The sequence below is a fragment of the Buchnera aphidicola (Macrosiphoniella sanborni) genome, from assembly GCF_005080885.1.
GTDB classification, from domain to species: Bacteria; Pseudomonadota; Gammaproteobacteria; order Enterobacterales; family Enterobacteriaceae; genus Buchnera; species Buchnera aphidicola_AU.
Map to the genome: position 1 here is coordinate 418059 of NZ_CP034864.1, position 22870 is coordinate 440928.

Annotated in this window: 20 protein-coding genes and 5 tRNA genes; 17 read left to right on the forward strand and 8 right to left on the reverse strand. The window is 24.0% G+C overall.

What is annotated here, in order from left to right; genetic code table 11:
- Positions 1-61: 61 nt before the first annotated feature.
- From ffh to rplS, 5 genes are all read left to right on the forward strand, one after another.
- Positions 62-1417 carry a signal recognition particle protein gene (gene ffh, locus D9V74_RS01855; protein ID WP_158362765.1) on the forward strand — a complete coding sequence of 452 codons (1356 nt, stop codon included), beginning with the start codon at positions 62-64 and terminating at the stop codon, positions 1415-1417.
- 109 nt (positions 1418-1526) lie between these two features.
- Positions 1527-1784, forward strand: coding sequence for a 30S ribosomal protein S16 (gene rpsP / locus D9V74_RS01860; RefSeq protein WP_158362767.1), 258 nt, complete (start codon positions 1527-1529; stop codon positions 1782-1784).
- Positions 1781-2326: a ribosome maturation factor RimM gene (gene rimM / locus D9V74_RS01865; RefSeq protein ID WP_315984293.1), complete on the forward strand. Its 546-nt coding sequence runs from the start codon at positions 1781-1783 to the stop codon at positions 2324-2326. The genes rpsP and rimM overlap by 4 nt, the downstream gene beginning before the upstream one ends.
- Entirely contained in the window at positions 2323-3096 is a 774-nt protein-coding gene (gene trmD, locus D9V74_RS01870; protein ID WP_158362769.1) for a tRNA (guanosine(37)-N1)-methyltransferase TrmD, read from the forward strand. Before rimM ends, trmD begins: the two co-directional genes overlap by 4 nt.
- 31 nt (positions 3097-3127) lie before the next feature.
- Complete coding sequence (rplS, locus tag D9V74_RS01875) at positions 3128-3475, forward strand: 50S ribosomal protein L19 (RefSeq protein WP_158362771.1); 348 nt, start codon at positions 3128-3130, stop codon at positions 3473-3475.
- An 82-nt stretch (positions 3476-3557) separates the two neighbouring features.
- On the opposite strand, the gene tldD is transcribed toward rplS, so the two are convergent.
- The gene (gene tldD, locus D9V74_RS01880) at positions 3558-5009 is read right to left on the reverse strand and encodes a metalloprotease TldD (protein ID WP_158362773.1); all 1452 of its coding nucleotides are present in this window, start codon (positions 5007-5009) and stop codon (positions 3558-3560) included.
- Positions 5010-5177: 168 nt separating this feature from the next.
- Here tldD and aroQ point away from each other — a divergent pair, with 168 nt between their 5' ends.
- Positions 5178-5642 (forward strand): type II 3-dehydroquinate dehydratase, encoded by a 465-nt coding sequence (gene aroQ / locus D9V74_RS01885; RefSeq protein WP_158362775.1) that lies wholly within the window; start codon positions 5178-5180, stop codon positions 5640-5642.
- A 129-nt stretch (positions 5643-5771) separates the two neighbouring features.
- Here the strand turns inward: aroQ and fis are convergent, their stop codons facing one another.
- Both fis and rluD read right to left on the reverse strand, forming a co-directional pair.
- The gene (fis, locus tag D9V74_RS01890) at positions 5772-6068 is read right to left on the reverse strand and encodes a DNA-binding transcriptional regulator Fis (RefSeq protein WP_158362777.1); all 297 of its coding nucleotides are present in this window, start codon (positions 6066-6068) and stop codon (positions 5772-5774) included.
- Between the two features lie 160 nt (positions 6069-6228).
- Entirely contained in the window at positions 6229-7167 is a 939-nt protein-coding gene (gene rluD, locus D9V74_RS01895) for a 23S rRNA pseudouridine(1911/1915/1917) synthase RluD (RefSeq protein WP_158362779.1), read from the reverse strand.
- Between the two features lie 147 nt (positions 7168-7314).
- Here rluD and D9V74_RS01900 point away from each other — a divergent pair, with 147 nt between their 5' ends.
- The 6 genes from D9V74_RS01900 to gshA all read left to right on the forward strand — a co-directional run bounded on the left by D9V74_RS01900 (position 7315) and on the right by gshA (position 13093).
- Entirely contained in the window at positions 7315-8049 is a 735-nt protein-coding gene (locus D9V74_RS01900) for an outer membrane protein assembly factor BamD (protein ID WP_158362781.1), read from the forward strand.
- A 101-nt stretch (positions 8050-8150) separates the two neighbouring features.
- Positions 8151-10784, forward strand: a complete 2634-nt coding sequence (gene alaS / locus D9V74_RS01905; protein WP_158362783.1) for an alanine--tRNA ligase — start codon at positions 8151-8153, stop codon at positions 10782-10784.
- 165 nt (positions 10785-10949) lie between these two features.
- Positions 10950-11135, forward strand: a complete 186-nt coding sequence (csrA, locus tag D9V74_RS01910; protein ID WP_158362785.1) for a carbon storage regulator CsrA — start codon at positions 10950-10952, stop codon at positions 11133-11135.
- Positions 11136-11258: 123 nt separating this feature from the next.
- Positions 11259-11347 (forward strand) — tRNA-Ser (locus D9V74_RS01915).
- A 21-nt stretch (positions 11348-11368) separates the two neighbouring features.
- Positions 11369-11442, forward strand: a tRNA-Arg gene (locus D9V74_RS01920).
- Positions 11443-11530: 88 nt separating this feature from the next.
- Positions 11531-13093, forward strand: coding sequence for a glutamate--cysteine ligase (gene gshA / locus D9V74_RS01925; RefSeq protein ID WP_158362787.1), 1563 nt, complete (start codon positions 11531-11533; stop codon positions 13091-13093).
- Positions 13094-13199: 106 nt separating this feature from the next.
- Here the strand turns inward: gshA and metK are convergent, their stop codons facing one another.
- On the reverse strand, positions 13200-14336 hold the full coding sequence (gene metK, locus D9V74_RS01930) for a methionine adenosyltransferase (protein ID WP_158362789.1): 1137 nt from the start codon (positions 14334-14336) through the stop codon (positions 13200-13202).
- A gap of 298 nt (positions 14337-14634) precedes the next feature.
- On the opposite strand from metK, the gene D9V74_RS01935 reads away from it, so the two are divergent.
- Positions 14635-15318, forward strand: coding sequence for an endonuclease (locus D9V74_RS01935; protein WP_158362791.1), 684 nt, complete (start codon positions 14635-14637; stop codon positions 15316-15318).
- Positions 15315-16061: a 16S rRNA (uracil(1498)-N(3))-methyltransferase gene (locus D9V74_RS01940; RefSeq protein WP_158362793.1), complete on the forward strand. Its 747-nt coding sequence runs from the start codon at positions 15315-15317 to the stop codon at positions 16059-16061. The genes D9V74_RS01935 and D9V74_RS01940 overlap by 4 nt, the downstream gene beginning before the upstream one ends.
- A gap of 111 nt (positions 16062-16172) precedes the next feature.
- Here D9V74_RS01940 and rpiA read toward each other — a convergent pair whose 3' ends face one another.
- The 4 genes from rpiA to D9V74_RS01960 form a co-directional block, all read right to left on the reverse strand.
- On the reverse strand, positions 16173-16847 hold the full coding sequence (gene rpiA, locus D9V74_RS01945) for a ribose-5-phosphate isomerase RpiA (RefSeq protein WP_158362795.1): 675 nt from the start codon (positions 16845-16847) through the stop codon (positions 16173-16175).
- 185 nt (positions 16848-17032) lie between these two features.
- Positions 17033-17107 (reverse strand) — tRNA-Gln (locus D9V74_RS01950).
- Between the two features lie 35 nt (positions 17108-17142).
- Positions 17143-17224, reverse strand: a tRNA-Leu gene (locus D9V74_RS01955).
- A 12-nt stretch (positions 17225-17236) separates the two neighbouring features.
- Positions 17237-17313: transfer RNA gene (locus tag D9V74_RS01960), tRNA-Met, on the reverse strand.
- 78 nt (positions 17314-17391) lie between these two features.
- Between D9V74_RS01960 and glnS the strand changes: the two genes are divergently transcribed.
- The 3 genes from glnS to eno all read left to right on the forward strand — a co-directional run bounded on the left by glnS (position 17392) and on the right by eno (position 22229).
- On the forward strand, positions 17392-19068 hold the full coding sequence (glnS, locus tag D9V74_RS01965; protein ID WP_158362797.1) for a glutamine--tRNA ligase: 1677 nt from the start codon (positions 17392-17394) through the stop codon (positions 19066-19068).
- A gap of 198 nt (positions 19069-19266) precedes the next feature.
- Positions 19267-20904: a CTP synthase gene (locus D9V74_RS01970; RefSeq protein WP_158362800.1), complete on the forward strand. Its 1638-nt coding sequence runs from the start codon at positions 19267-19269 to the stop codon at positions 20902-20904.
- Between the two features lie 20 nt (positions 20905-20924).
- Positions 20925-22229: a phosphopyruvate hydratase gene (eno, locus tag D9V74_RS01975; protein ID WP_158362802.1), complete on the forward strand. Its 1305-nt coding sequence runs from the start codon at positions 20925-20927 to the stop codon at positions 22227-22229.
- Positions 22230-22870 lie beyond the last annotated feature (641 nt).

Here is a 22870-nt window from a genome sequence, read left to right on the forward strand (position 1 = left end):
TAAAAATTCAAAAATTTAGTAGAATATTAAATATTAAAAATACTAATGTGAGTAATAAATAATGTTTAAAAATTTAACTCAGCGTCTATCAAGCAGTTTTAAAAAAATTGTTAATAAAGGTAGACTTACAGAAGCAAATATTTCTGATACTATACGAGAAGTACGAAAAGCCTTATTAGAAGCAGATGTAGCATTATCAGTAATAAAAAAATTTATAGAAAATGTTAAAAAAAAATCTATTGGTCATCAAATTAATAAAAGTTTAACTCCTGGACAAGAATTTATTAAAATCGTTAGAAATGAATTAGTTTTTACTATGGGAAAAAAAAATAATGCATTAAATTTATCTATTAAACCACCTGCTATTGTATTATTAATTGGTTTACAAGGTTCAGGAAAAACTACTAGTTTAGCCAAACTAGCAAAATGGATTAAAGACAAACATAAAAAAAAAATATTAATTGTATCCACTGATGTTTATCGCGCTGCTGCTATTAAACAACTAGAAATATTATCTCATCAAATTGAAGTAGATTTTTTTCAGTCTTATATTCATCAAAAACCTACTGAAATAACTTTACAAGCAATACAATATGCAACATTAAAATTATATGATGTTGTTTTAATTGATACAGCAGGACGTCTTCATATTGATGAAAATATGATGAATGAACTATATGAAATAAAGAAAATATCACAACCTATTGAAACACTATTAATAGTAGATTCTATGATGGGTCAAGATGCTATAAATATGGCAGAAATATTTAATAATAAATTATTAATTTCTGGTATAATTTTAACAAAAACAGATAGTGATTCTAGAAGTGGTGTTGCTTTATCAATGAGGTACATTACTGGTAAACCAATTAAATTTATAGGAACAGGAGAAAAAATTACATCTCTAGAAGTATTTTATCCAGAAAGAATAGCTGATAGAATTTTAGGTATGAATGACATTATATCTCTTATTGAAGATATTGAAGAAAAAGTAGATAAATCAGATATTCAAAAACTAACAAAAAAAATAAAACAAGGTCATGATTTTAATTTGAATGATTTTTTAGTACAAATCAAACAGATGAAAAAAATAGGAGGATTAAATTATTTTATAGATAAATTTTCTTTAAATAATCAATTATCTCAAAATCCATCTTTATTAAAAACAGATAAAAATACATTTAAAAAAATAGAAGCTATGATATATTCAATGACACCTAAAGAAAGAAATACACCAATGATTATTAAAGGATCAAGAAAACGAAGAATAGCTTTAGGATCTGGAACAAAAATACAAGATGTAAATAAATTATTAAAAAATTTTGATGATATACGTAGAATTATAAAAAAAATTAAAACTAGTGGCATATCAAAAGTCATGCGAGGTATCAAAAATATGTTACCTAAAAATTTTTAAAAATACTAAATACTATATAAAAATATTTTTTATATTTAAATTTTAAAATGTTAATCATTTTTTATTATAAAAACATATCTTTTCACAACTTTTATTAAAGAGTTAAAATATGGTTAAAATTCGCTTATCAAGATATGGAACAAAAAAACGTCCTTTTTATAAAATCATAGTAGCAGATAGTCGTTTTCCTAGAAACGGTCGTTTTATTGAAAGAATAGGTTTTTTTAATCCTATTGCTAAAGGAAAATCTGAAACGCTTAAAATAAATTTAGAAAGAGTTCAATACTGGATTAATCAAGGAGCTCAAATGTCAGAAAGAAGTAAAAAATTAATAAAATTATTTAATAAAAAAGAGGTTATTTTATAAAAAATAATATTAATATACCTATTCAACCATTATTAATTGGAAAAGTAGGTAAATCTTACGGAATATTAGGTTGGATAACTATTTTTTCTTTTACAGAAGAAAAAGAAAAAATATTCAGTTATCTACCATGGTTTTTTTATAAAGAAAAAAAATGGACTAAAATAATAGTCGATGATTGGAAAAAATATAAAAATAATTTTATTATACATATCAAAGAAATTTCTAATCGTTCAATAATTAAAAAATTTACTAATTCAGATATAATAATTAGTCAATATACATTACCTAAATTAAAAAAAAATAATTATTATTGGACCGATATTATTAATTGTCAAGTATTCAACATTGATAAAAATTATCTTGGAAAAGTCATTGAGTTAACTAGAACTAAAAATAATGATATTCTGATCATACAAAATCCATTCAAAATATCAAAAAAAAATATTCTAATTCCGTTTGTAGAAAATACAATAATAAAAAATATAAAAATTAATAATAAACTAATAATAGTTCAATGGAACAAAATGACATATTCTAAATGAAAAAAATACATTATGATTCTTTAATATATTTTAACATTATCACAATTTTCCCTGAAATATTTGATGCACTGATTCGTTATGGTATTATTGGAAAAGCTATTCAAAAAAAAATTATTAATATAACATTTTTAAATTTAAGAGATTTTAGTCAGAATAAATACAAATCTATAGATGATCGTCCTTATGGAGGAGGCGCAGGTATGTTAATGAGCTTCGAACCATTATATTTAGCTATTCAATATGCTAAATCTCTGTTTAAATATTCTACTGTTATTTATTTATCTCCTCAAGGAAAAATATTTCAACAAAAAGATATAAAAAAATTAATAACAAAGAAAAAAATTATCTTTATATGTGGTCGATATGAAGGGATAGATCAGCGTATTATTGATGATCAAGTAGATGAAGAATGGTCTATTGGAGACTATATACTCAGCGGGGGAGAATTAGCTGCTATGGTAATGATTGATGCTATTTCTAGATTAATTCCCGGTGTTATTAAAACTCAAAAATCAATTCAAGAAGATTCTTTTTCTAATAATCTTCTTGATTTTCCTCACTATACTAGACCAGGAACTATAAAAGAAATGTCTGTCCCAAACGTGTTATTATCTGGAAATCATCAAAAAATTCGCCTTTGGCGATTACAACAATCTCTTGGACAAACATGGATAAAACGTCCTGATCTTTTAAAAGATAAAATACTAAGTAAGGAAGAAAAAAAATTACTATATGATTTTAAAAAAAAAAATAAAAAAAAATATGTTTGAAATTTTATTTTTCTAATTTTATGAGGAAATAATGCTTAATATAATTCAAAAAATAGAAAAAGAGCAAATAAAAAAAAATATACCCATCTTTAGATCTGGAGATACTGTAGAAGTGAAAGTATGGGTAATAGAAGGCTCAAAAAAACGAATTCAATCTTTTGAAGGAATAGTAATAGCAATAAAAAATCGTCATTTAAATTCATCATTTACAGTTCGTAAGATATCTAATGGAGAAGGTGTAGAACGAGTTTTTCAAACACACTCGCATAGTATCGATGAAATTATTGTTAAAAGAAAAGGTTTAGTTAGAAAAGCAAAATTATATTATTTAAGAAATCGTACTGGTAAAGCCGCTCGTATTAAAGAAAGATTAAATTAATATAAATATGCAGTCATGACACTATCCTTGACTGCATTATTTTTTAATATATAAATTACACAAAATGATATATTTCTGACAATTAAATAGTACCACCTATAGTCAAATTATCTAATTTAATAGATGGTTGACCTATACCTACTGGGATATTTTGACCATCTTTACCACATAGACCCGTTCCTTCATCCATTTTTAAATCATTTCCAACCATAGATATTTTTTGCATGATTTCCAAACCTGATCCTATTAATGTAGTGTTTTTAATAGGAGTTAAAATTTTTCCTTTTTTGATTAAATATGCTTCTGATGTAGAAAATACAAATTTCCCAGAAGTAATATCTACTTGTCCTCCAGAAAAATTTACTGCATATACTCCATAATCAACACTATTGATTATATCATCTATTTTAGATTTTCCTGATAGCATAAAAGTATTAGTCATACGAGGCATAGGCAAACATGAATAAGATTCTCGACGTCCATTTCCAGTAGATTTCATTCCCATTAAACGTGCATTTAATTTATCTTGCATATATTTTTTTAATATTCCATTTTCGATTAAAATATTACGTTGACCTGGCGTACCTTCGTCATCAATGGTTAAAGAACCACGATGATTTTTTATTGTTCCATCATCAATAATAGTACATAATTCAGATGCAACTTTTTTCCCTATCATGTTAGTAAAAATAGAAGTTCCTCTTCTATTAAAATCACCTTCTAAACCATGACCAACTGCTTCATGTAGTAAAACAGCAGGACATCCAGATCCTAAAATCACTGGAAAAGTTCCAGAAGGAGCTTCTTTAGAAGAAAGATTTAATAAAGCTATACGAACAGCTTCTTTAGACCAATTTTCAATACGAATTTCATTTGAAATATCATCTTTATTTAAAAAATAATTATAGTCAGTACGACTGCCTCCACCACTGCGACCACGTTCTCTTTTTCCATGATCTTCAACTACAACATTAATTGAAAATTGTACTAATGGTCTTATATCAGCAACTATATTACCATCTGTAGATGCAATTAAAACATATTCATATGACCCTGTTAAGTTAGCATTTACTTCTTTAACTCGATTATCAATACTGCGTGCTATACGATCTACTCTATAAAGAAGATCAATTTTTTCTTTTGCAGAAAATGTTTCTAAAGGATTGATGTTACTATAATAAAATGGATTTTGTTTTTTTGATAATTTTTTATTTTTTCTTACACCTTTCATAGGAATAATACTACATGCTTTATTAGTACTATTTCTTAGAGATTCTAAAGATATTTGATCTGCGTATGCAAAACCTGTACTTGTATTTTTAACTGCTCTGACTCCTACACCTTGATCTGAATGATAAGTACCTTCTTTAATAATACTATCTTCTAAAAACCAAGATTCATAAATATGAGATTGAAAATAACAATCTCCATAATCTATGTTACGAGTACAAAGATCTTCTAAAGCCATAAAAACATCTTGATAATTTATTTGATTATTAATTAATAAAGATTCACCAACTAATTCAAATGTCATTTAATCTCACTTAATTGATTATATGTTAATATTAAAAACATATTATAAAATATAACATAAAAATAAAAGATATTATTTTATATCTTTAATGTTTTTTTAAATTATAGTTTATAATATAATAGTTTATAATATAATAAATTATTTGAAAAAAATTATTTGAAAAAAAATATGAAAAATATTATAAATGTATTAGTGGTTAATGGACCAAATTTAAATCTTTTAGGAACACGAGAAGTAGATATTTATGGAAATACCAAATTATCTAATTTAATAGAAAACATGCAAAAAAAATCAAAAAAAAATAATATATCATTACATCATATTCAATCTAATGCTGAACATGTTCTTATTGATAATATTCACAAAGCTAAAGACAATCAAATTGACTATATTATTATTAATCCAGCAGCGTTTACACATACTAGCATAGCTATAAGAGACGCATTAATTGCAGTGAACATTCCTTTTATTGAAGTTCACATTTCTAACATCTTTTCTCGAGAGCAATTTCGTTCACATTCATGGTTATCTGATATTTCTCAAGGTGTTATATCTGGATTAGGAATAGATGGTTATTATTGGGCTCTTAAGACAATATCGAATAGATTAAAATATAAGTTTGAATTAAAATAAAATCAATCAAAATATTTTAAAAAAATAGATATATTATTTTGCACTCTCTTGATATTTTATCAGTATAAAAAGTATCAGTGATAGAAAGTGCAATAAATATATCATAAAATATTAATAATTTTAAAATAATTAATTCATACTGTATTTTTTCAATTTTTTTCTTAATGTGCTTCGATTAATACCCATCATTAAAGCAGCACGAGTTTGATTTCCTCGAGTATATTGCATAACCATATCTAATAATGGTTGTTCTAATTCAGATAATAGTAATTCATACAAATTATTTACATGTCGATTATGTAAATTTACTAAATAATATTTTAGAGCATTTTTAACTAATTCACGCAAAGATTTTTTTATTATTTTATCTTGAAAATTTATTTTAGAATAAAATAAAAATTCTGTATCTATTTTTTTATCTAACATGAAATGATCAACTCTGTATTTTTATATTTTATATAATATAAAATTATTTAAGAAAATTATATTATTAAATGACAATAATATATTTTTAAATTCTTCATAAAATTAATAATATGATTTATCAAAAATAAATACAATAAATAAAAAAACTTTACTTTTGTTTTTATAATTTTAAAATCAATTCTTTCATATCTTCAGGGAGAGGTATTGTCCAAGACATAATATTCTGACGTACAGGATGTCGAAAAGAAAGATAATGCGCATGTAATGCTTGACGAGAAAATATATATTTTTTGTTATTTTTTTTGTTTTCTCTCAAATGAAGACAATTTTTAGTACCTCCATAATGTGAATCACCAATTAACGGGTGATTAATATATAACATATGAGCACGAATTTGATGAGTTCGTCCAGTTTCTAACTGTATAGATATATGCGTATAACTTTTAAAATGAGCAATTATTTTATAATGTGTAATTGCATATTTTCCTGAAGCATGTGCAAACATACATGTTCTTTTAAAAGGATGTCGCATAATAGGTTTATTAATAGTTCCACCTGAAATCATATTTCCTTTAACAATACCTTGATATTTTCGAGTAATTTTTCTATCTTGTAATAATTTGAATAAATAATTATAAGAAAAAATATTTTTAGCTATTACCATTAATCCTGTAGTATCTTTATCTAAACGATGGATTATACCTGCGCGGGGTACAGATTTAATATTTTCATTATAGTGTAATAAAGCATTTAAAATAGTTCCTTTTTTATGACCTGCTCCTGGATGAACAACTAATCCAGCAGGTTTATTAATAATTAATATATCATTATCTTCATATATAATATTTAAAAAAATATTTTCTGGAAGATCATATTGTAATTCTTTTAAAAAAAATTGAATAGTAATTCTTTCCCCACCCAATATTTTTTTATCAGGTATATTGATAATATTTTCATTAATAAATACTTGATTCATAATAATTAATTTTTTTAAATAGGAACGAGAATACTCTTTGAATAAAATTGATAAAACTTGATCTAATCTTTTCCCAAACAAAGATACACAAGATACAGTTGCATTTAATTCTACTTTTTTCAATATAATTACCTTATATATTTATAGAAACTTAAAACTAAATCTTTAATTAGAATATGATATTCTAGTATTATTCTGAATAAAATGTTTTTAAATGTTTTTACTATAAAAAATATATTTTATTAATTCATTTAAACTGAATAAACTATCATGAAAAGAAAAAAAAATATTATCTTCATATTTATTATTTTATGCTTAAATTTCATAGTTAATTGCAAAGCTTTTAATCATAATTCTTTTATAGAAACTTTTATTTTATATGAAAAATCTAAAAAAGAATTAAAAAATGAACGATTTAATAACGTGATATTTATATTAGAAAAAATTAAAAAAAATAATATTACATATTTTAATGATGATAAAATTCGAATAGACTTAATTTATGCTTATTATAAAACTAATAACTTTGATATGGCTTTAAAAAATATACAACAATTTATTTATATTTATCCACACCATCCACATATAGATTATGTTTCATATATAAAATGTCTAATTAACATACATTTAGATCAAAATACCTTTTTCAAAATATTATTTAAATATTATCATAATAATGATTTAAACCATGCTAAAAATACATTTTTCCAATTGAAGCAATTTATTAATAAATACCCACATAGCTTATATATCCCAAATGCTAAAAAACACTTATTATGTTTAAAATATCGTTTATCAGAATATGAGCTTAATATATTAAAATTTTATTTTTTTCAAAAAGAATACATGGCTGTTATAAATAGAGGAGAAGAAATACTTCAAAAATATTCAGAAACAGAATCAGCACGAAAAGCTTTAATATATATGGAAAAATCTTATAATTCATTAAAAATTTTTGATAAAGCTAAAAAAATATCAAAAATTATTTCATTAAATACAGTTTAAAATAAAAATAAAAACATGATGATAACTATATATAATACATTCTGCTTGAAAAATATTGACATATCATTAAAATTGATTTTTTCAATTAATTAAGTATAAACATGAATAGAACAACAAGTAAAATACGTCAAGATTTTTTAAATTTCTTCAAAGAAAAAAAACATATAATTCTTCCCAGCAGTCCCCTAGTACCATATAACGATTCTACATTATTATTTACTAATGCAGGAATGAATCAATTTAAAGAAATTTTTTTAGGTTACAAAAAAACAGATTATTCTCGAGTTGCTACTGTACAACGTTGTTTAAGAACTGGGGGAAAACATAATGATTTAGAAAATGTAGGATATACTTCAAGGCATCATACTTTTTTTGAAATGCTTGGAAATTTTAGTTTTAATGATTATTTTAAAAAAGAGGCCATTGAATATGCTTGGGAATTATTAACATCACAAAAATGGTTTAACATACCAAAAAATAAATTATGGGTTTCAGTTTATCACGAAGATGATGAAACATATCAAATTTGGAAAGATATTATAAAAATACCTTCTCAAAGAATCATAAAAATAGGAGATAATAATCAAAATCAATACGATTCAGAAAATTTCTGGCAAATGGGTGATGATGGACCATGCGGTCCATGTACAGAAATATTTTACGATTATGGAAACAATATTAATAATACTACAGATTTTTTTAAAAACAATAATCATCGTTTTATTGAAATCTGGAATATTGTTTTTATAGAATTTAATCGTATTTCAAAAACAAATATTATTCCCTTAAAGAAAAAATCAATAGATACAGGAATGGGTTTAGAAAGAATAGCTTCTATTTTACAAAATGTATCATCTAACTATGATATTGATATATTTCAAGATTTAAAAAAAAATATATCTCAATTAAGTAAAATAAAAGATTTAAATCATCCATCTTTACAAATTATTGCTGATCATGTTAGAGCTTGTGCATATATTATTTCTGATAATATTATTCCATCAAATGAACATAGAGGGTATGTTTTAAGAAGAATTATCAGACGAGCATTAAGACATGGTCATAAAATAGGAATAAAAGACAATTTTTTTTATAAATTAGTTTCTGTAGTAATCAAAGTAATGGGTGATACTTCTGCAATATTAAAACAAAAACAAAAAAAAATAGAAGAAATATTAAAATTAGAAGAAACACAATTTTCTTATACTTTAGAAAAAGGTTTAAAAATATTAAAATTTGAAATAAAAAAAATACATAATAATATACTGCCTGGTGAAACTGCTTTTTATCTTTATGATACTTTTGGTTTTCCTATTGATTTAACAGCCGATGTTTGTCGTGAAAAGAATATAAAAATAGACTATAATGAATATGAATTAGTAAAAAATAAACAAAAAAAACAGTCAATTATAAATCAAAAATTTTATAAAAGTTATAATGATAATATTATTATTAATCATACATGTACATTTGAAGGATATAAAAAAAATCATACAAAATCATTAGTAAAATATATTTTTGTAAATAATAAATCTGTAAAAAAAATCCTTAAAAATGAAACAGGAATTATTTTTCTTAATACAACACCATTTTATCCTGAATCAGGAGGACAAATAGGTGATATAGGTGAAATTTATAATAAAAACTGTTCTTTTATAGTAAAAAATACAAAAAAATATGGAAATTCAATAGGACATTTCGGTACATTATTGTCAGGAAAAATTGAAATTGATCAATATATTTATACTAAAATCAATCAAAATTATAGAAATGCAATTCAATTAAATCATTCAGCAACCCACTTGTTACATGCTGCATTACGGAATATTTTAGGCGAACATGTAAACCAAAAAGGTTCTTTAGTCACTGATAATTATTTACGATTCGATTTTTCTTATCATCCTACAATAGAGATTTTTCAAATACAAAAAATTGAACATATGATAAATATGTATATTCGTCATAACTTTCTTATTAAAACTCAAATATTGAGTTTAGAAGAAGCTAAGAAAAAAAACGCAATAGCTTTATTTGAAAATCAATATAATTCTATCGTACGAGTTGTTTTTATAAATAATATTTCTATAGAACTATGCGGTGGAACACATACTAAAAGAACTGGTGATATTGGAGTATTTAAAATCACTTCTCAATCTAGTATAGCATCAGGAATCAAAAGAATTGAAGCTGTCACAGGGAAACAAGCAATATATTATTTACATAAAAAAGACAACTATATAAAAGATTTATCTATCGTATTAAAATGTAATAACAGTGATATTAAAAATAAAGTTGAAAACCTAAAAAATAGAATTAGTTGTCTTGAAAATCAAATAATTAATTTACAAAAAAAAGAACACACATACTATATAAAAAAATTATTTAAAAAATGTCTTGATATCAAAGGAACAAAATTTTTAACACATATATTTTATGATTATGAACATAAATTTTTAAGAGTTATCATAGATGAATTAAAAAAAACACTAGAAAAAACTATTATTATATTAGTAAACGTCATAAATAATCGCTTTACTTTTGTAATTGGAATAACAAAGAATTTACTAAATTATATAACGGCTATAAATATTATGGAAATTATTATAGAAAAAACAAATGGAAAAGGAGGAGGAAAAAAAGAAATTGCAGAAGGAGGAGGTATATATACACAGAAACTAATAATTGTTTTGAATGACATCAAATCATGGATTGACGAACAATTAAATAAAAAATGAATAACATTTTAATATAAAGTATATATTTAAAGAATAAAAAAAATTTATTAGATATATTTAATAAAATATATTTTTAAAATATTATGGTCTAAATTTAAACCTGTATTATTCATGAGACCAGGAACTAGAGAGGCCGAACTCTTTTTATCTTTCAAGGAACAAAGAATGCTTATTCTAACTCGTCGGGTCGGTGAAACGTTAATAATTGGCGATGAGATAACTGTAACAGTACTAGGAGTGAAAGGTAACCAAGTTCGCATTGGTGTAAATGCCCCTAAAGAAGTCTCGGTACATCGTGAAGAAATATATCAACGTATTCAAGCTGAAAAAAAACAACAAAAAAAATGTTAATTAATACTACATCTTACTAATGTTAAGTAAGATGTAGTTTTCATAATTTATAAATAAAAAAATATATTTGACTTATATAAAAATAAAAGTACAATAAAAAAAAATGAAAAATTTTTATATTCAGGTGAGATGGCCGAGAGGATGAAGGCGCTCCCCTGCTAAGGGAGTATGTAGAAATAACTGCATCGAGGGTTCGAATCCCTCTCTCACCGTTATTAGTAAAAATTTATATTGCATCCGTAGCTCAGATGGATAGAGTACTCGGCTACGAACCGAGCGGTCGGAGGTTCGAATCCTTCCGGATGCAAAATTTAAAATTAATAATCTCTAAAAAAATATTTAGCAAAAATAATAAAATATAAAAATATTTCAATATTTAGTCATAGGATATAAAATTGATAGAAGATATCTCGAAAAAAATTTCTTGGTTAAGAGAACATCCAAAATTATTAACAGGTATTTTTCGAGGAATTGAACGTGAAACCTTAAGAATAAAAAAAAATGGCGATTTCTCTCAAACTAAACATCCATATTTTCTTGGTTCTCCTTTAACACATCAATGGATAACTACTGATTTTTCTGAAAACTTATTAGAATTTATTACTCCTGCTAGTAATAAAATAGATGATTTACTGTCTTTTTTAACAGATATTCATTGTTTTACTGCTTCAAATATAAATGATGAACGCATGTGGCCTTTTAGTATTCCATACTCTTATAATAAAAACAATAATATTCAAATTGCCCAATATGGTAATTCTAATCTAGGAAAAATGAAATCTGTTTATCGAACAGGCTTAAAAAATCGATACGGAGATCTAATTAATACTATATCAGGTGTACATTATAATTTTTCATTACCCCTTTGTTTTTGGAAATATTGGAAGACAACTGAACAAAAAAAAAATAGTTTTGATTATGTTTCAAAAGGCTACTTACATTTAATTAGAAATTATTATCGATTTGGTTGGATTATTCCTTATTTATTTGGAGCATCCCCAGCGATACCATCAGATTTTTTAAATAATTCTAATACTAACATAAAATATCAATTTAAAAAAAATAAAGAAAATATTTTTTATTTACCATGGTCTACTTCATTAAGAATTAGTAATATTGGATACACGCAAACAAAAATTTTAGATTTAAATATTATGTTTAATAATTTTGATGAATATCTTACATCATTACAAAAAGCTTTAGATACACCATCAAGAAAATTTATTAATATTGGATTAAAAGATAAAAAAAATAATTTTCAACAATTAAATACAAATTTTTTACAAACAGAAAATGAACTTTATACACAAATAAGACCTAAAAGAAATATAAAAAATGGTGAAACACCCATAGAAGCGCTCAAAAAAAGAGGAATTGAATATATTGAAATACGTTCTTTAGATATCAATCCATTTTCACCAATAGGTATCGACAAAAATCAAATACTTTTATTAGATTTATTTTTAATTTGGTGTGCTCTCATTGATTCGCCCAAAACTAATAAAAAAGATTTTATACTTATAAATAAAAATTGGGAAAAAATAATCTTTGAAGGAAGAAAACCTAATCAAAAAATGTATATTTATAATCAAAATAAAACAAAAAAATTAATTGAGATAAGTGAAATAATATTTAAAGACTTAAAAAAAATTGCATTAATACTTGATAAACATTCAAAAAATCTTGAATATCAAATAGTATGTGAAAAAATGAGATTATTTTTTTTCAATCCTCAACTTACTTATTCAGCTAGAATTTTACAATTATTAATTAAAGAAGGAATTAAAAAAACAGGACTATATTTGTCACAAAAATATTATAAAAAATTTATTAATCACAATATATCTAATATAAATAAAAAAATATTACAACAAGAAGTTGAATATTCTCATCAAAAACAAACACAAATAGAAAAATCAGATACTTTATCTTTTGAAGAATATATAAAAAATAAATAATTTTTTCATCTCCTTGAAATATAAAAAATATAAAATGTTCATATATTCTTATATATAAAAACAATCTATATTTTTAAAAAAATTACAAAATTATTTAATTTTTTAATTAAGATAAATCATTTACTCTATCAATTTTTTCCCATGGAAATTCTTCTCTCCCAAAATGACCATATACTGCTGTTCTTAAATAAATAGGTCGAAGTAAATTTAACATTTTAATTAATCCATACGGACGTAAATCAAAAACATTTTTAATTAAAATAATTAAATCATTATTACTTATTTTTCCTGTTTTAAAAGTATCTATCATAATAGAAATGGGTTCTGCTATTCCAATAGCATAAGCAATTTGAATTTCACAACGATCAGCTAAACCTGCTGCAACAATATTTTTTGCTATATATCTTGCAGCATAAGCTGCAGAACGATCTACTTTTGAAGGATCTTTACCAGAAAACGCTCCTCCTCCATGCCTTGACATTCCACCATAGGTATCAACAATAATTTTGCGACCTGTTAATCCACAATCTCCTACAGGTCCACCAATTACAAATCTACCTGTAGGATTAATAAAAAATTTTGTATTTTTATTTAACCATTTTTGTGGTAGTACAGGTTTAATAATTTCATCCATAATTGCTTCTTTTAAAATATTTTGAGTAATATGATCTTGATGTTGTGTAGAAAAGACTACAGTATCTATTGCTATTATTTTATCATTATTATATTTAAATGTTACTTGACTTTTCGCATCTGGTCTTAGCCAAGGAAGAATATTTTTTTTTCTTAAATCTGATTGTTTTTTCATCAAAAGATGAGCATAAGTAATAGGAGCTGGCATTAATACATCTGTCTCATTAGTGGCATAACCAAAAATAATACCTTGATCTCCAGCTCCTTGATTTTTAGAATTAAAACGATCTATACCTTTATTGATATCTAATGATTGTTTACCAATTGCACTCAAAATTACACAAGAATTAGCATCAAATCCTGTATTAGAATCAACATAACCAATATTATTAATTGTATTTCGGGCAATTTCTTCAACATCAATCCATGCAGTTGTTGTAATTTCACCTCCAATTAACACCATTCCTGATTTAACATAAGTTTCACAAGCAACTCGTGCTTTTATGTCTTGTTTTAATATTTCATCTAGCAAGGCATCAGAAATTTGATCAGCGATCTTATCTGGATGACCTTCAGAAACTGATTCAGATGTAAAAAAATGTTCATTCATATTATATCTTCCTTATTAAAAAATAATTTATATCTATATTAAATAAAACATGCTTATATAATTAATAGAATATAAAATATATTAATATAAATATTTACTCAAAATAAAAAATATTACTTTATTATAGTATTTTTTAAGATAAAAATGTAATTAGATACTAATTAACATTCATATTATATTTTAATATATAAAAATTATATTTATATTATTTTAATAAATATGTATGATAAAAAATAATTTTTCCAAATAAAATAGATGATAATGACATGATAAAAAAAATAATTTTTATAATTATTATATTTTTTTTTTATCTTTTAATAAAAAAAATAATTTTAAAAAACGCACTATAAATAATTTTTATCAAACACAAAATGCAGCAATTGAAATCCATAAAAATGCACCAGGATCTTTTTATTGTGGATGTAAAATTCTTTGGAAACACAAAAAAGGAATTCCTAATTTGACTTCTTGTGGCTACAAAATTCGTAAAAATAAAGTTCGCGCAAAAAGAATTGAGTGGGAACATGTAGTACCAGCATGGCAATTTGGTCATCAAAAAAAATGCTGGAAAACAGGAGGACGTAAAAAATGCATAAATGATGCAGAATATAGATATATCGCATTAGATCTTCATAATTTGCAACCAGCTATTGGAGAAATAAATTCTGATCGTTCTAATTTTATGTACAGTCAATTAACAGGTCATATTTCGAAATATGGAAAATGTAATATGAAAATAGATTTTCAAAAAAAAATCGTGGAACCACCAGAAAGAGCTCGAGGAATGATAGCTAGAACTTATTTTTACATGATTCAAAAATACAATATTGTTGTATCTCGAAAACAAAGAAGATTATTTTATGTATGGAACAAAAATTTTCCTGTGACAAAATGGGAATGTAAAAGAGAAGAATTAATATTTAAATTGCAAGGTAATCACAACAATTATACTTATAAACAATGCAATAAAAAATTTAAATGAAAATAAAAAAAAATATTCCTCGTATTTATATTGAAAATGATTTATATATAAATGAAACTTATCTTTTATCAAAAGATAATGTACATTATCTAAAAAAAGTTTTAAGAGTAAATAATTATTATATATTAGAAGTATTTAACAATACTAATTATATTTTTTTTGCTAATATAATATATTTTTCTAACAATATTATTAAAATTAAAATTTTTTCAAAGAGATTAAAAAATATTGAATCCCCTATTCATATTCATTTAGGGCAAGTTATACCTAAGCACTATAAAAAAATGGATTTAGCAATTCAAAAATCAATTGAAATGGGAGTAAATATTATTACACCATTATTTCTGCATAATTTGTATACTCAAAATAATAATATTAATATTTCTCACAAAATTCAACGTTGGAAAAAAATAGCTATTTCTGCTTGTCAACAATGTCAACGTAATGTTATTCCAGAAATTAAAAAACCAATAGATCTTTTTTCATGGTGTAAAAAAAACGAGGATGATATAAAAATTATATTTCATCCAAAAGCAATTTTTAAAATTAATGAATTACAAAAATCTGTCAAATCTATAAAAATTATTATTGGTTCTGAAATAGGATTTTCTCGTGAAGAAATAAAAAAAATTGTTCAGTATGGATTTATTCCAATTAAATTAGGACCAAGAATACTCAGAACAGAAACAGCAGCAATGGTAGCAATTACTGCATTACAAATGCAATTTGGAGATTTAAAATAAATATAATATAGAAATTTTATTCTCTTGATAATTATTTAATATATATTCTAATATAATTATTCATTTAATATAAAATGAATAATATTATATTGAATAAATATTATTGAAATTTTAAATATTTTTTGAATGATTATTAATTGTTTCAATCCCATTTTCTTTACCAATCAAGATAATATCAGCTGTTCTAGAAGCAAATAAACCTACTGTGACTACTCCAGGAAGAGCGTTAATTTTTTGTTCCATAGATAAAGGATCTTCTATATTTAAATTATATACATCAATTATAATATTACCATTATCCGTAATAACATTTTTTCGATGTTTTGGTTGTCCTCCAATTTTTATCATTTCTTTTAAAATATAGGTAAGTGCTATTGGAATAATTTCAATGGGAAGAGGAAATCTACCTAAAACATTGACTATTTTTGATTTATCAATAATACAAAGAAATTTTTTAGCCATTGTAGCTATAATTTTCTCTCTGGTTAATGCAGCTCCTCCACCTTTAATCATTTCCATACGATGATTAATTTCATCTGCACTATCAACATAAATAGTAATAGAACTAAAATATTTTAAATTAAATACTTCTATGCCTTGTTTTTTTAATAATATAGTAGAAGCATGAGAACTAGAAACTGCTCCAGATATTAAATTTTTTATCGTGCTTAATGCTTCAATAAAATAAAAAATAGTTGTACCAGTTCCAACTCCAACTATTGTTCCAGGATAAATATAATCTAATGCTGCCCATGCTGCTTGTTTTTTTAATCTATTTAAACTCATAATATTAAAAATTTTTTTATTTGAAAATAGAAATTAAAATATATATTAATTAAAAAAAATAATATATTTTGATCTAATTGAATGATAATTTGATATATAATATCAAATTAACAATTTTAATCACATTACATAAAAAGAAGATTATTTAATAAACTAATTGAATAAAAAAAAGATAGTTTTGAGAATGGCTGGGGTACCTGGATTCGAACCAGGGATGCCGGTATCAAAAACCGGTGCCTTAACCACTTGGCTATACCCCATAAAAAAATTTTAATACATGTATTTTTATATAATATACGGGAGGCGAGATTTGAACTCGCATACCTTACGGCGCCAGAACCTAAATCTGGTGCGTCTACCAATTTCGCCACTCCCGCATTATTAAAAAATGGTAGCTACGACGGGAATCGAACCCATGACCCCAGCGTTATGAGTGCTGTGCTCTGACCAACTGAGCTACGTAGCCTAATAATTTTACATTTTATAATATATATGTTGAATAATCAACAAAATTATTTTAATAAACAAATTAAATAAGAAAAAAATGAATAATAAAAAATACAATAATTTTATTTGTCATATCATTAATCAAGATTTTCATAAAAATAAAAACTTATCTTTTCATACTCGCTTTCCACCAGAACCAAATGGACATCTTCATATTGGTCATGCAAAGTCAATATGTTTAAATTTTGAATTAGCATATTTGTATAAAGGACGGTGTAATCTTCGTTTTGATGATACGAATCCGTCAAAAGAGAATATAAAATATGTTAATTCTATAAAAAATGACATTTCTTGGTTAGGTTATAAATGGCATGGTAATGTGCGTTATTCATCTGAATATTTTTCAATATTATATCAATATGCTAAAGAATTAATTTATAAAGGACTAGCTTATGTAGATCATTTAACAAAAGAAGAAATACGTGAATATAGAGGTACTTTAAATACACCAGGGAAAAATAGTCCTTATAGAAATAGAACAATTGAAGAAAATATACAACTTTTTAAAAAAATGAAAATAGGAAAATATGCTGAAGGAGAGGCTTGTTTACGTGCTAAAATAGATATGCATTCTTCTTTTATTGTTATGCGAGATCCCGTTTTATATCGTATTATTTCTATTAGTCATCATCAAACTCAAAAAAATTGGTGTATATATCCAACATATGATTTTGCTCATTGCTTATCTGATTCTATTGAAAAAATTACTCATTCATTATGTACATTAGAATTTCAAGATAATAAACGTTTATATAATTGGATTTTAAAAAATACTAATGTTTCACATCATCCTAAACAATATGAATTTTCTCGACTTAATTTAGAATTTTCTATTTTATCTAAAAGAAAATTGAAAATATTAATTGACAATAATATAATCCAGGGATGGGATGATCCACGTATACCTACGATTTCTGGTTTGAGAAGAAAAGGATATACACCATCTTCTATTAAAGAATTTTGTCAGAAAATTGGTATTACAAAACAAAATAATTTAATAGAATATTCTTTATTAGAACACTGTATTCGAAAAGAATTAAATCAAACTGCTATACGTACTATGGCTATATTAGAACCAATTAAAATTTTTTTATATAATTTAGATCAAAATCATAAAGAAATTTTTACAGTTCCTAATCATCCTAATAATCCTAATATGGGGACACATGAAGTTATTTTTACTAATATGATATATATTGAACGATCTGATTTTCAGGAAAAATATGACAAAGAATATAAAAGATTAAGAATTGGAGAAGAAATACGTTTAAGATATGCTTATATAATTAAAGCAGAAAAAATAGAAAAAGACGAATATAATAATATTATTAGTATAATATGTTATTGTGATATTAGTACTTTAGGAAAAAGACCAAAAAATAAAAAAAATCCTGCAGTAATACATTGGATTTCAACAAAAAATACGCTAAAAGCAGAATTTAGATTATATAATCAATTGTTTAACATTAAAAATCCAGAACAACAAAAAAATTTTTTATCTTGCATTAATCCTCTATCATTAGTTAAAAAAAATGGTTTTATTGAAAAAACATTAGAACAAAAAATACAAAAATATATTAACAATGATCGTAATCAACTATTTTTTCAATTTGAAAGAATTGGTTATTTTTGTTTAGATTATATAGATTCTAAAAAAAGTTTTTTAATCTTTAATCGTACTGTAAATTTGCGTGATGTATGGAATAGAAAATAAATATAAAAAACATTACTAATGCTTACTATAAGTATATACTTGTAAAGATATATTATAATTAAAAATTTAATAAAATTAAAAAATAAATTTAATACTATTAAAAATTTTTATGTTTAGAAAACATTTTATTACAAATATTTAAATAAAACATTTGCAATTAAACACTTATTCATTTTAACTGATATTTTTACATTTAGCATGACGAAAAATTATATTTTTATTACTGGTGGAGTAGTTTCATCTTTAGGAAAAGGTATTGCAGCAGCTTCATTAGGTGCAATACTAAAAGCACGAAATTTAAACATAACTATTATAAAACTAGATCCATATATTAATATAGATCCAGGTACCATAAGTCCTATTCAACACGGAGAAGTATTTGTTACTGAAGATGGTTCTGAAACGGATTTAGATTTAGGTCATTATGAACGTTTTATTCATACAAAAATGACATATTTAAATAATTTTACTACAGGAGGGGTTTATGATCAAGTATTAAAAAAAGAAAGACGAGGTGATTATTTAGGTGCTACGATTCAAGTTATACCTCATATTACTAATGCTATTAAAGAAAGAATTATTTTATGTTCAAAACATCATCAAATAACTCTTGTAGAAATAGGTGGCACAGTAGGAGATATTGAATCTTTACCATTCTTAGAAGCTATTAGACAAATGGCTGTTGATATTGGACGTAAAAACATTATATATATACATTTAACACTCGTTCCTTATATTACTACAGCAGGAGAAATAAAAACAAAACCTACTCAACATTCAGTAAAACAATTACTTTCAATAGGAATACAACCAGATATTTTAATTTGTCGTTCTGAAAGAATTATACCTCATAATGAAAGAAAAAAAATTGCATTATTTTGTAATGTACCTGTCAATGCAGTGATATCTTTAAGAGACGTAAGTTCTATTTATAAAATTCCGAAATTACTAAAAAATCAAAAATTAGATGATTATATTTGTGAATATTTTCAACTAAATGTTCCTGAAGCAAATTTAAAAAAATGGGAACAAGTAATTTATGCAGAAAAAAATTATAAAAAAACTATCATTATTGGAATTATTGGTAAATATGTTAAATTACCTGATGCTTATAAATCTGTAATAGAAGCTCTAAAACATGCTGGTTTTAAAAATCAAATTAAAGTAAATATAACATTAATTAGTGCTAATGAAATAGAATGTACAAATACTAAGTTATTAAAAAACCTTAATGGTATTTTAATACCTGGAGGTTTCGGTGATCGGGGTATTAAAGGGAAATTATTATCTATAAAATATGCAAGAGAAAATAATATTCCATATTTTGGTATTTGTTTAGGTATGCAAATAGCAATTATTGAATTTGCACAAAATGTTATTGGAATTAAAGAAGCTAATTCAACAGAATTTGATCCTCAATGTAAATATCCAGTTATTGATTTAATAAAAAATCGTAATATTAATTCATTAAAATATAACAATAAAAAAGAAAAAAAAAGCGATTTAGGTGGTACTATGAGATTAGGTGGTCAACCTTGTAAATTGAGCACAAATAGTTTATCTCGAAAACTATATAATAAAGATGTGATTATAGAAAGACACAGACATCGATATGAAGTTAATAATATTTTATTCAAAAAAATAGAAACAGCAGGATTAAAAGTAACAGGACGTTCAGAAAAAAATAATATTGTAGAAATTATAGAAATAACTAATCATCCATGGTTTCTAGCTTGTCAATTTCATCCAGAGTTTACTTCTACACCACATGATGGTCATCCGCTATTTATTGATTTTATAAAATCAGCAGGAAAAAATAAAAAAAGTTTAAAATAAATATATTAAGGTATTATAATATGTCTAAAATTATAAAAATTATAGCACGTGAAATTATAGATTCCCGAGGTAATCCTACTGTAGAATCTGAAGTATATTTAGAAGATGGTTCTATAGGATTATCTTCTTCTCCTTCTGGAGCTTCTACAGGTTCATTAGAAGCTATGGAATTAAGAGATAATGATCAGGATCGATTTACAGGGAAAGGAGTAAAAAAAGCAGTTTTATTAATCAATACTGAAATATCTATGGCACTAAAAAATAAAAATGCTCAAGATCAAAGTCAGATCGACTATACTATGATTGATTTAGATGGCACAAAAAATAAATCTAGAATAGGTGCAAATGCAATTTTATCTGTATCTTTAGCTGTTGCAAAAGCTGCTGCTTCATCTAAAAAAATACCTTTATATAAACATATTGCAGAACTAAACAACACACCAAATATATTTTCTATGCCTCTTCCTATGATTAATATTATTAATGGTGGAAAACATGCTAATAATAATATTGATATTCAAGAATTTATGATTCAACCTATTAGTGCACGAACAATCAAAGAAGCTATACGTATGGGATGTGAAATATTTCATGCTTTGGGTACGTTACTTAAAGAAAAAAACATGAGCACAACCGTAGGAGACGAAGGTGGATATGCTCCAAATTTAAAATCTAACGAAGAAGCTTTAGATATTATTCAAGAAGCGATATATCACACTAAATATACATTAGGAAAAGATATAAGATTAGCAATAGATTGCGCAGCTTCAGAATTGTATAATGAAAAAACAAAAAAATATGAATTAATAGGAGAAAATATTTCTTTTTCTTCAAAAGAATTTACTCATTATTTAGAAAAACTATCTCAAAAATATCCTATCGTTTCAATTGAAGATGGTCAAAATGAATCAGATTGGGAAGGATTTTTATATCAAACAAAAATATTAGGTCATAAAATACAATTAGTTGGCGATGATTTGTTTGTAACAAATCCTCATATTTTAAGAAAAGGAATTAAATCAGGTATTGCAAATTCCATATTAATTAAATTAAACCAAATTGGTACATTAACAGAAACTATAGAAACAATTAAAATAGCTAAAGAAGCACACTATAATGTAATTATTTCTCATCGTTCAGGTGAAACAGAAGATTGTTCTATAGCAGATTTATCTGTAGGAACATCAGCAGGTCAAATTAAAACTGGTTCTGTTAGTCGTTCTGATAGAACTGCAAAATATAATCAATTAATTAGAATTGAAGAAAAATTAGGTTCTAAAGAAGCTCCGTTTAATGGTTTAAAAGAAATTCCATTTGCATTGTAAATAAAAACATATTTCAAAGAACCAGGTATTTTAAAATATGCCTGTTTCTTAACATATTCAAAATGATTTAAATCATTTATTTTAAAAAACATATTTTTTTTTAATCAAAATAAATATTTTTAGTATATGATTTAAAAAAAAATAAAAATATTTTTAATTTTTTTTATATTTCATATATCTTATTTTTTATATAAAATTATTTTTTAAAAAAATACATATTAATAAAAGTTCTTTTCTATATAATGATCTATAATACAAAATACACTTTGTTTTATATTTTTTTGAATATATACAAAAAAATTACTTTCTTATAAAAGTGAAATAAAATAAAATTTTATTACATAATACAAAATAATAAAAATATTAAATCTAATTATTTATAATAGGTTAATATATAATATTAAAAATATTTTAAGAATATTCATTTAATGATTTATCATTGATCATCACTTGGTATAATATGATGTAAAACATTCGTTATTAAAGATAATATTTTTTATTAAAAAGTATCAAACATTTAATTGTTTCGCAATATTATGTTATATATTTTTAAATATTTTTTTGATACTATAATAGTTAGTTTTTAACTATTCATTATTTAATAATTAAATAAAATAAATTATATTTTGATATAATATAAA

Bases quoted from the DNA above. Each gene is read 5' to 3' on its own strand.
- rpiA (WP_158362795.1), bottom strand. From the start codon at position 16,847: ATGAGTTTAAATAGATTAAAAAAACAAGCAGCATGGGCAGCATTAGAT.
- trmD (WP_158362769.1), top strand. From the start codon at position 2,323: ATGAAAAAAATACATTATGATTCTTTAATATATTTTAACATTATCACA.
- aroQ (WP_158362775.1), top strand. From the start codon at position 5,178: ATGAAAAATATTATAAATGTATTAGTGGTTAATGGACCAAATTTAAAT.
- rplS (WP_158362771.1), top strand. From the start codon at position 3,128: ATGCTTAATATAATTCAAAAAATAGAAAAAGAGCAAATAAAAAAAAAT.
- D9V74_RS01970 (WP_158362800.1), top strand. From the start codon at position 19,267: ATGACGAAAAATTATATTTTTATTACTGGTGGAGTAGTTTCATCTTTA.
- eno (WP_158362802.1), top strand. From the start codon at position 20,925: ATGTCTAAAATTATAAAAATTATAGCACGTGAAATTATAGATTCCCGA.
- fis (WP_158362777.1), bottom strand. From the start codon at position 6,068: ATGTTAGATAAAAAAATAGATACAGAATTTTTATTTTATTCTAAAATA.
- rpsP (WP_158362767.1), top strand. From the start codon at position 1,527: ATGGTTAAAATTCGCTTATCAAGATATGGAACAAAAAAACGTCCTTTT.
- glnS (WP_158362797.1), top strand. From the start codon at position 17,392: ATGAATAATAAAAAATACAATAATTTTATTTGTCATATCATTAATCAA.
- ffh (WP_158362765.1), top strand. From the start codon at position 62: ATGTTTAAAAATTTAACTCAGCGTCTATCAAGCAGTTTTAAAAAAATT.
- csrA (WP_158362785.1), top strand. From the start codon at position 10,950: ATGCTTATTCTAACTCGTCGGGTCGGTGAAACGTTAATAATTGGCGAT.
- D9V74_RS01940 (WP_158362793.1), top strand. From the start codon at position 15,315: ATGAAAATAAAAAAAAATATTCCTCGTATTTATATTGAAAATGATTTA.
- tldD (WP_158362773.1), bottom strand. From the start codon at position 5,009: ATGACATTTGAATTAGTTGGTGAATCTTTATTAATTAATAATCAAATA.
- metK (WP_158362789.1), bottom strand. From the start codon at position 14,336: ATGAATGAACATTTTTTTACATCTGAATCAGTTTCTGAAGGTCATCCA.
- D9V74_RS01900 (WP_158362781.1), top strand. From the start codon at position 7,315: ATGAAAAGAAAAAAAAATATTATCTTCATATTTATTATTTTATGCTTA.
- alaS (WP_158362783.1), top strand. From the start codon at position 8,151: ATGAATAGAACAACAAGTAAAATACGTCAAGATTTTTTAAATTTCTTC.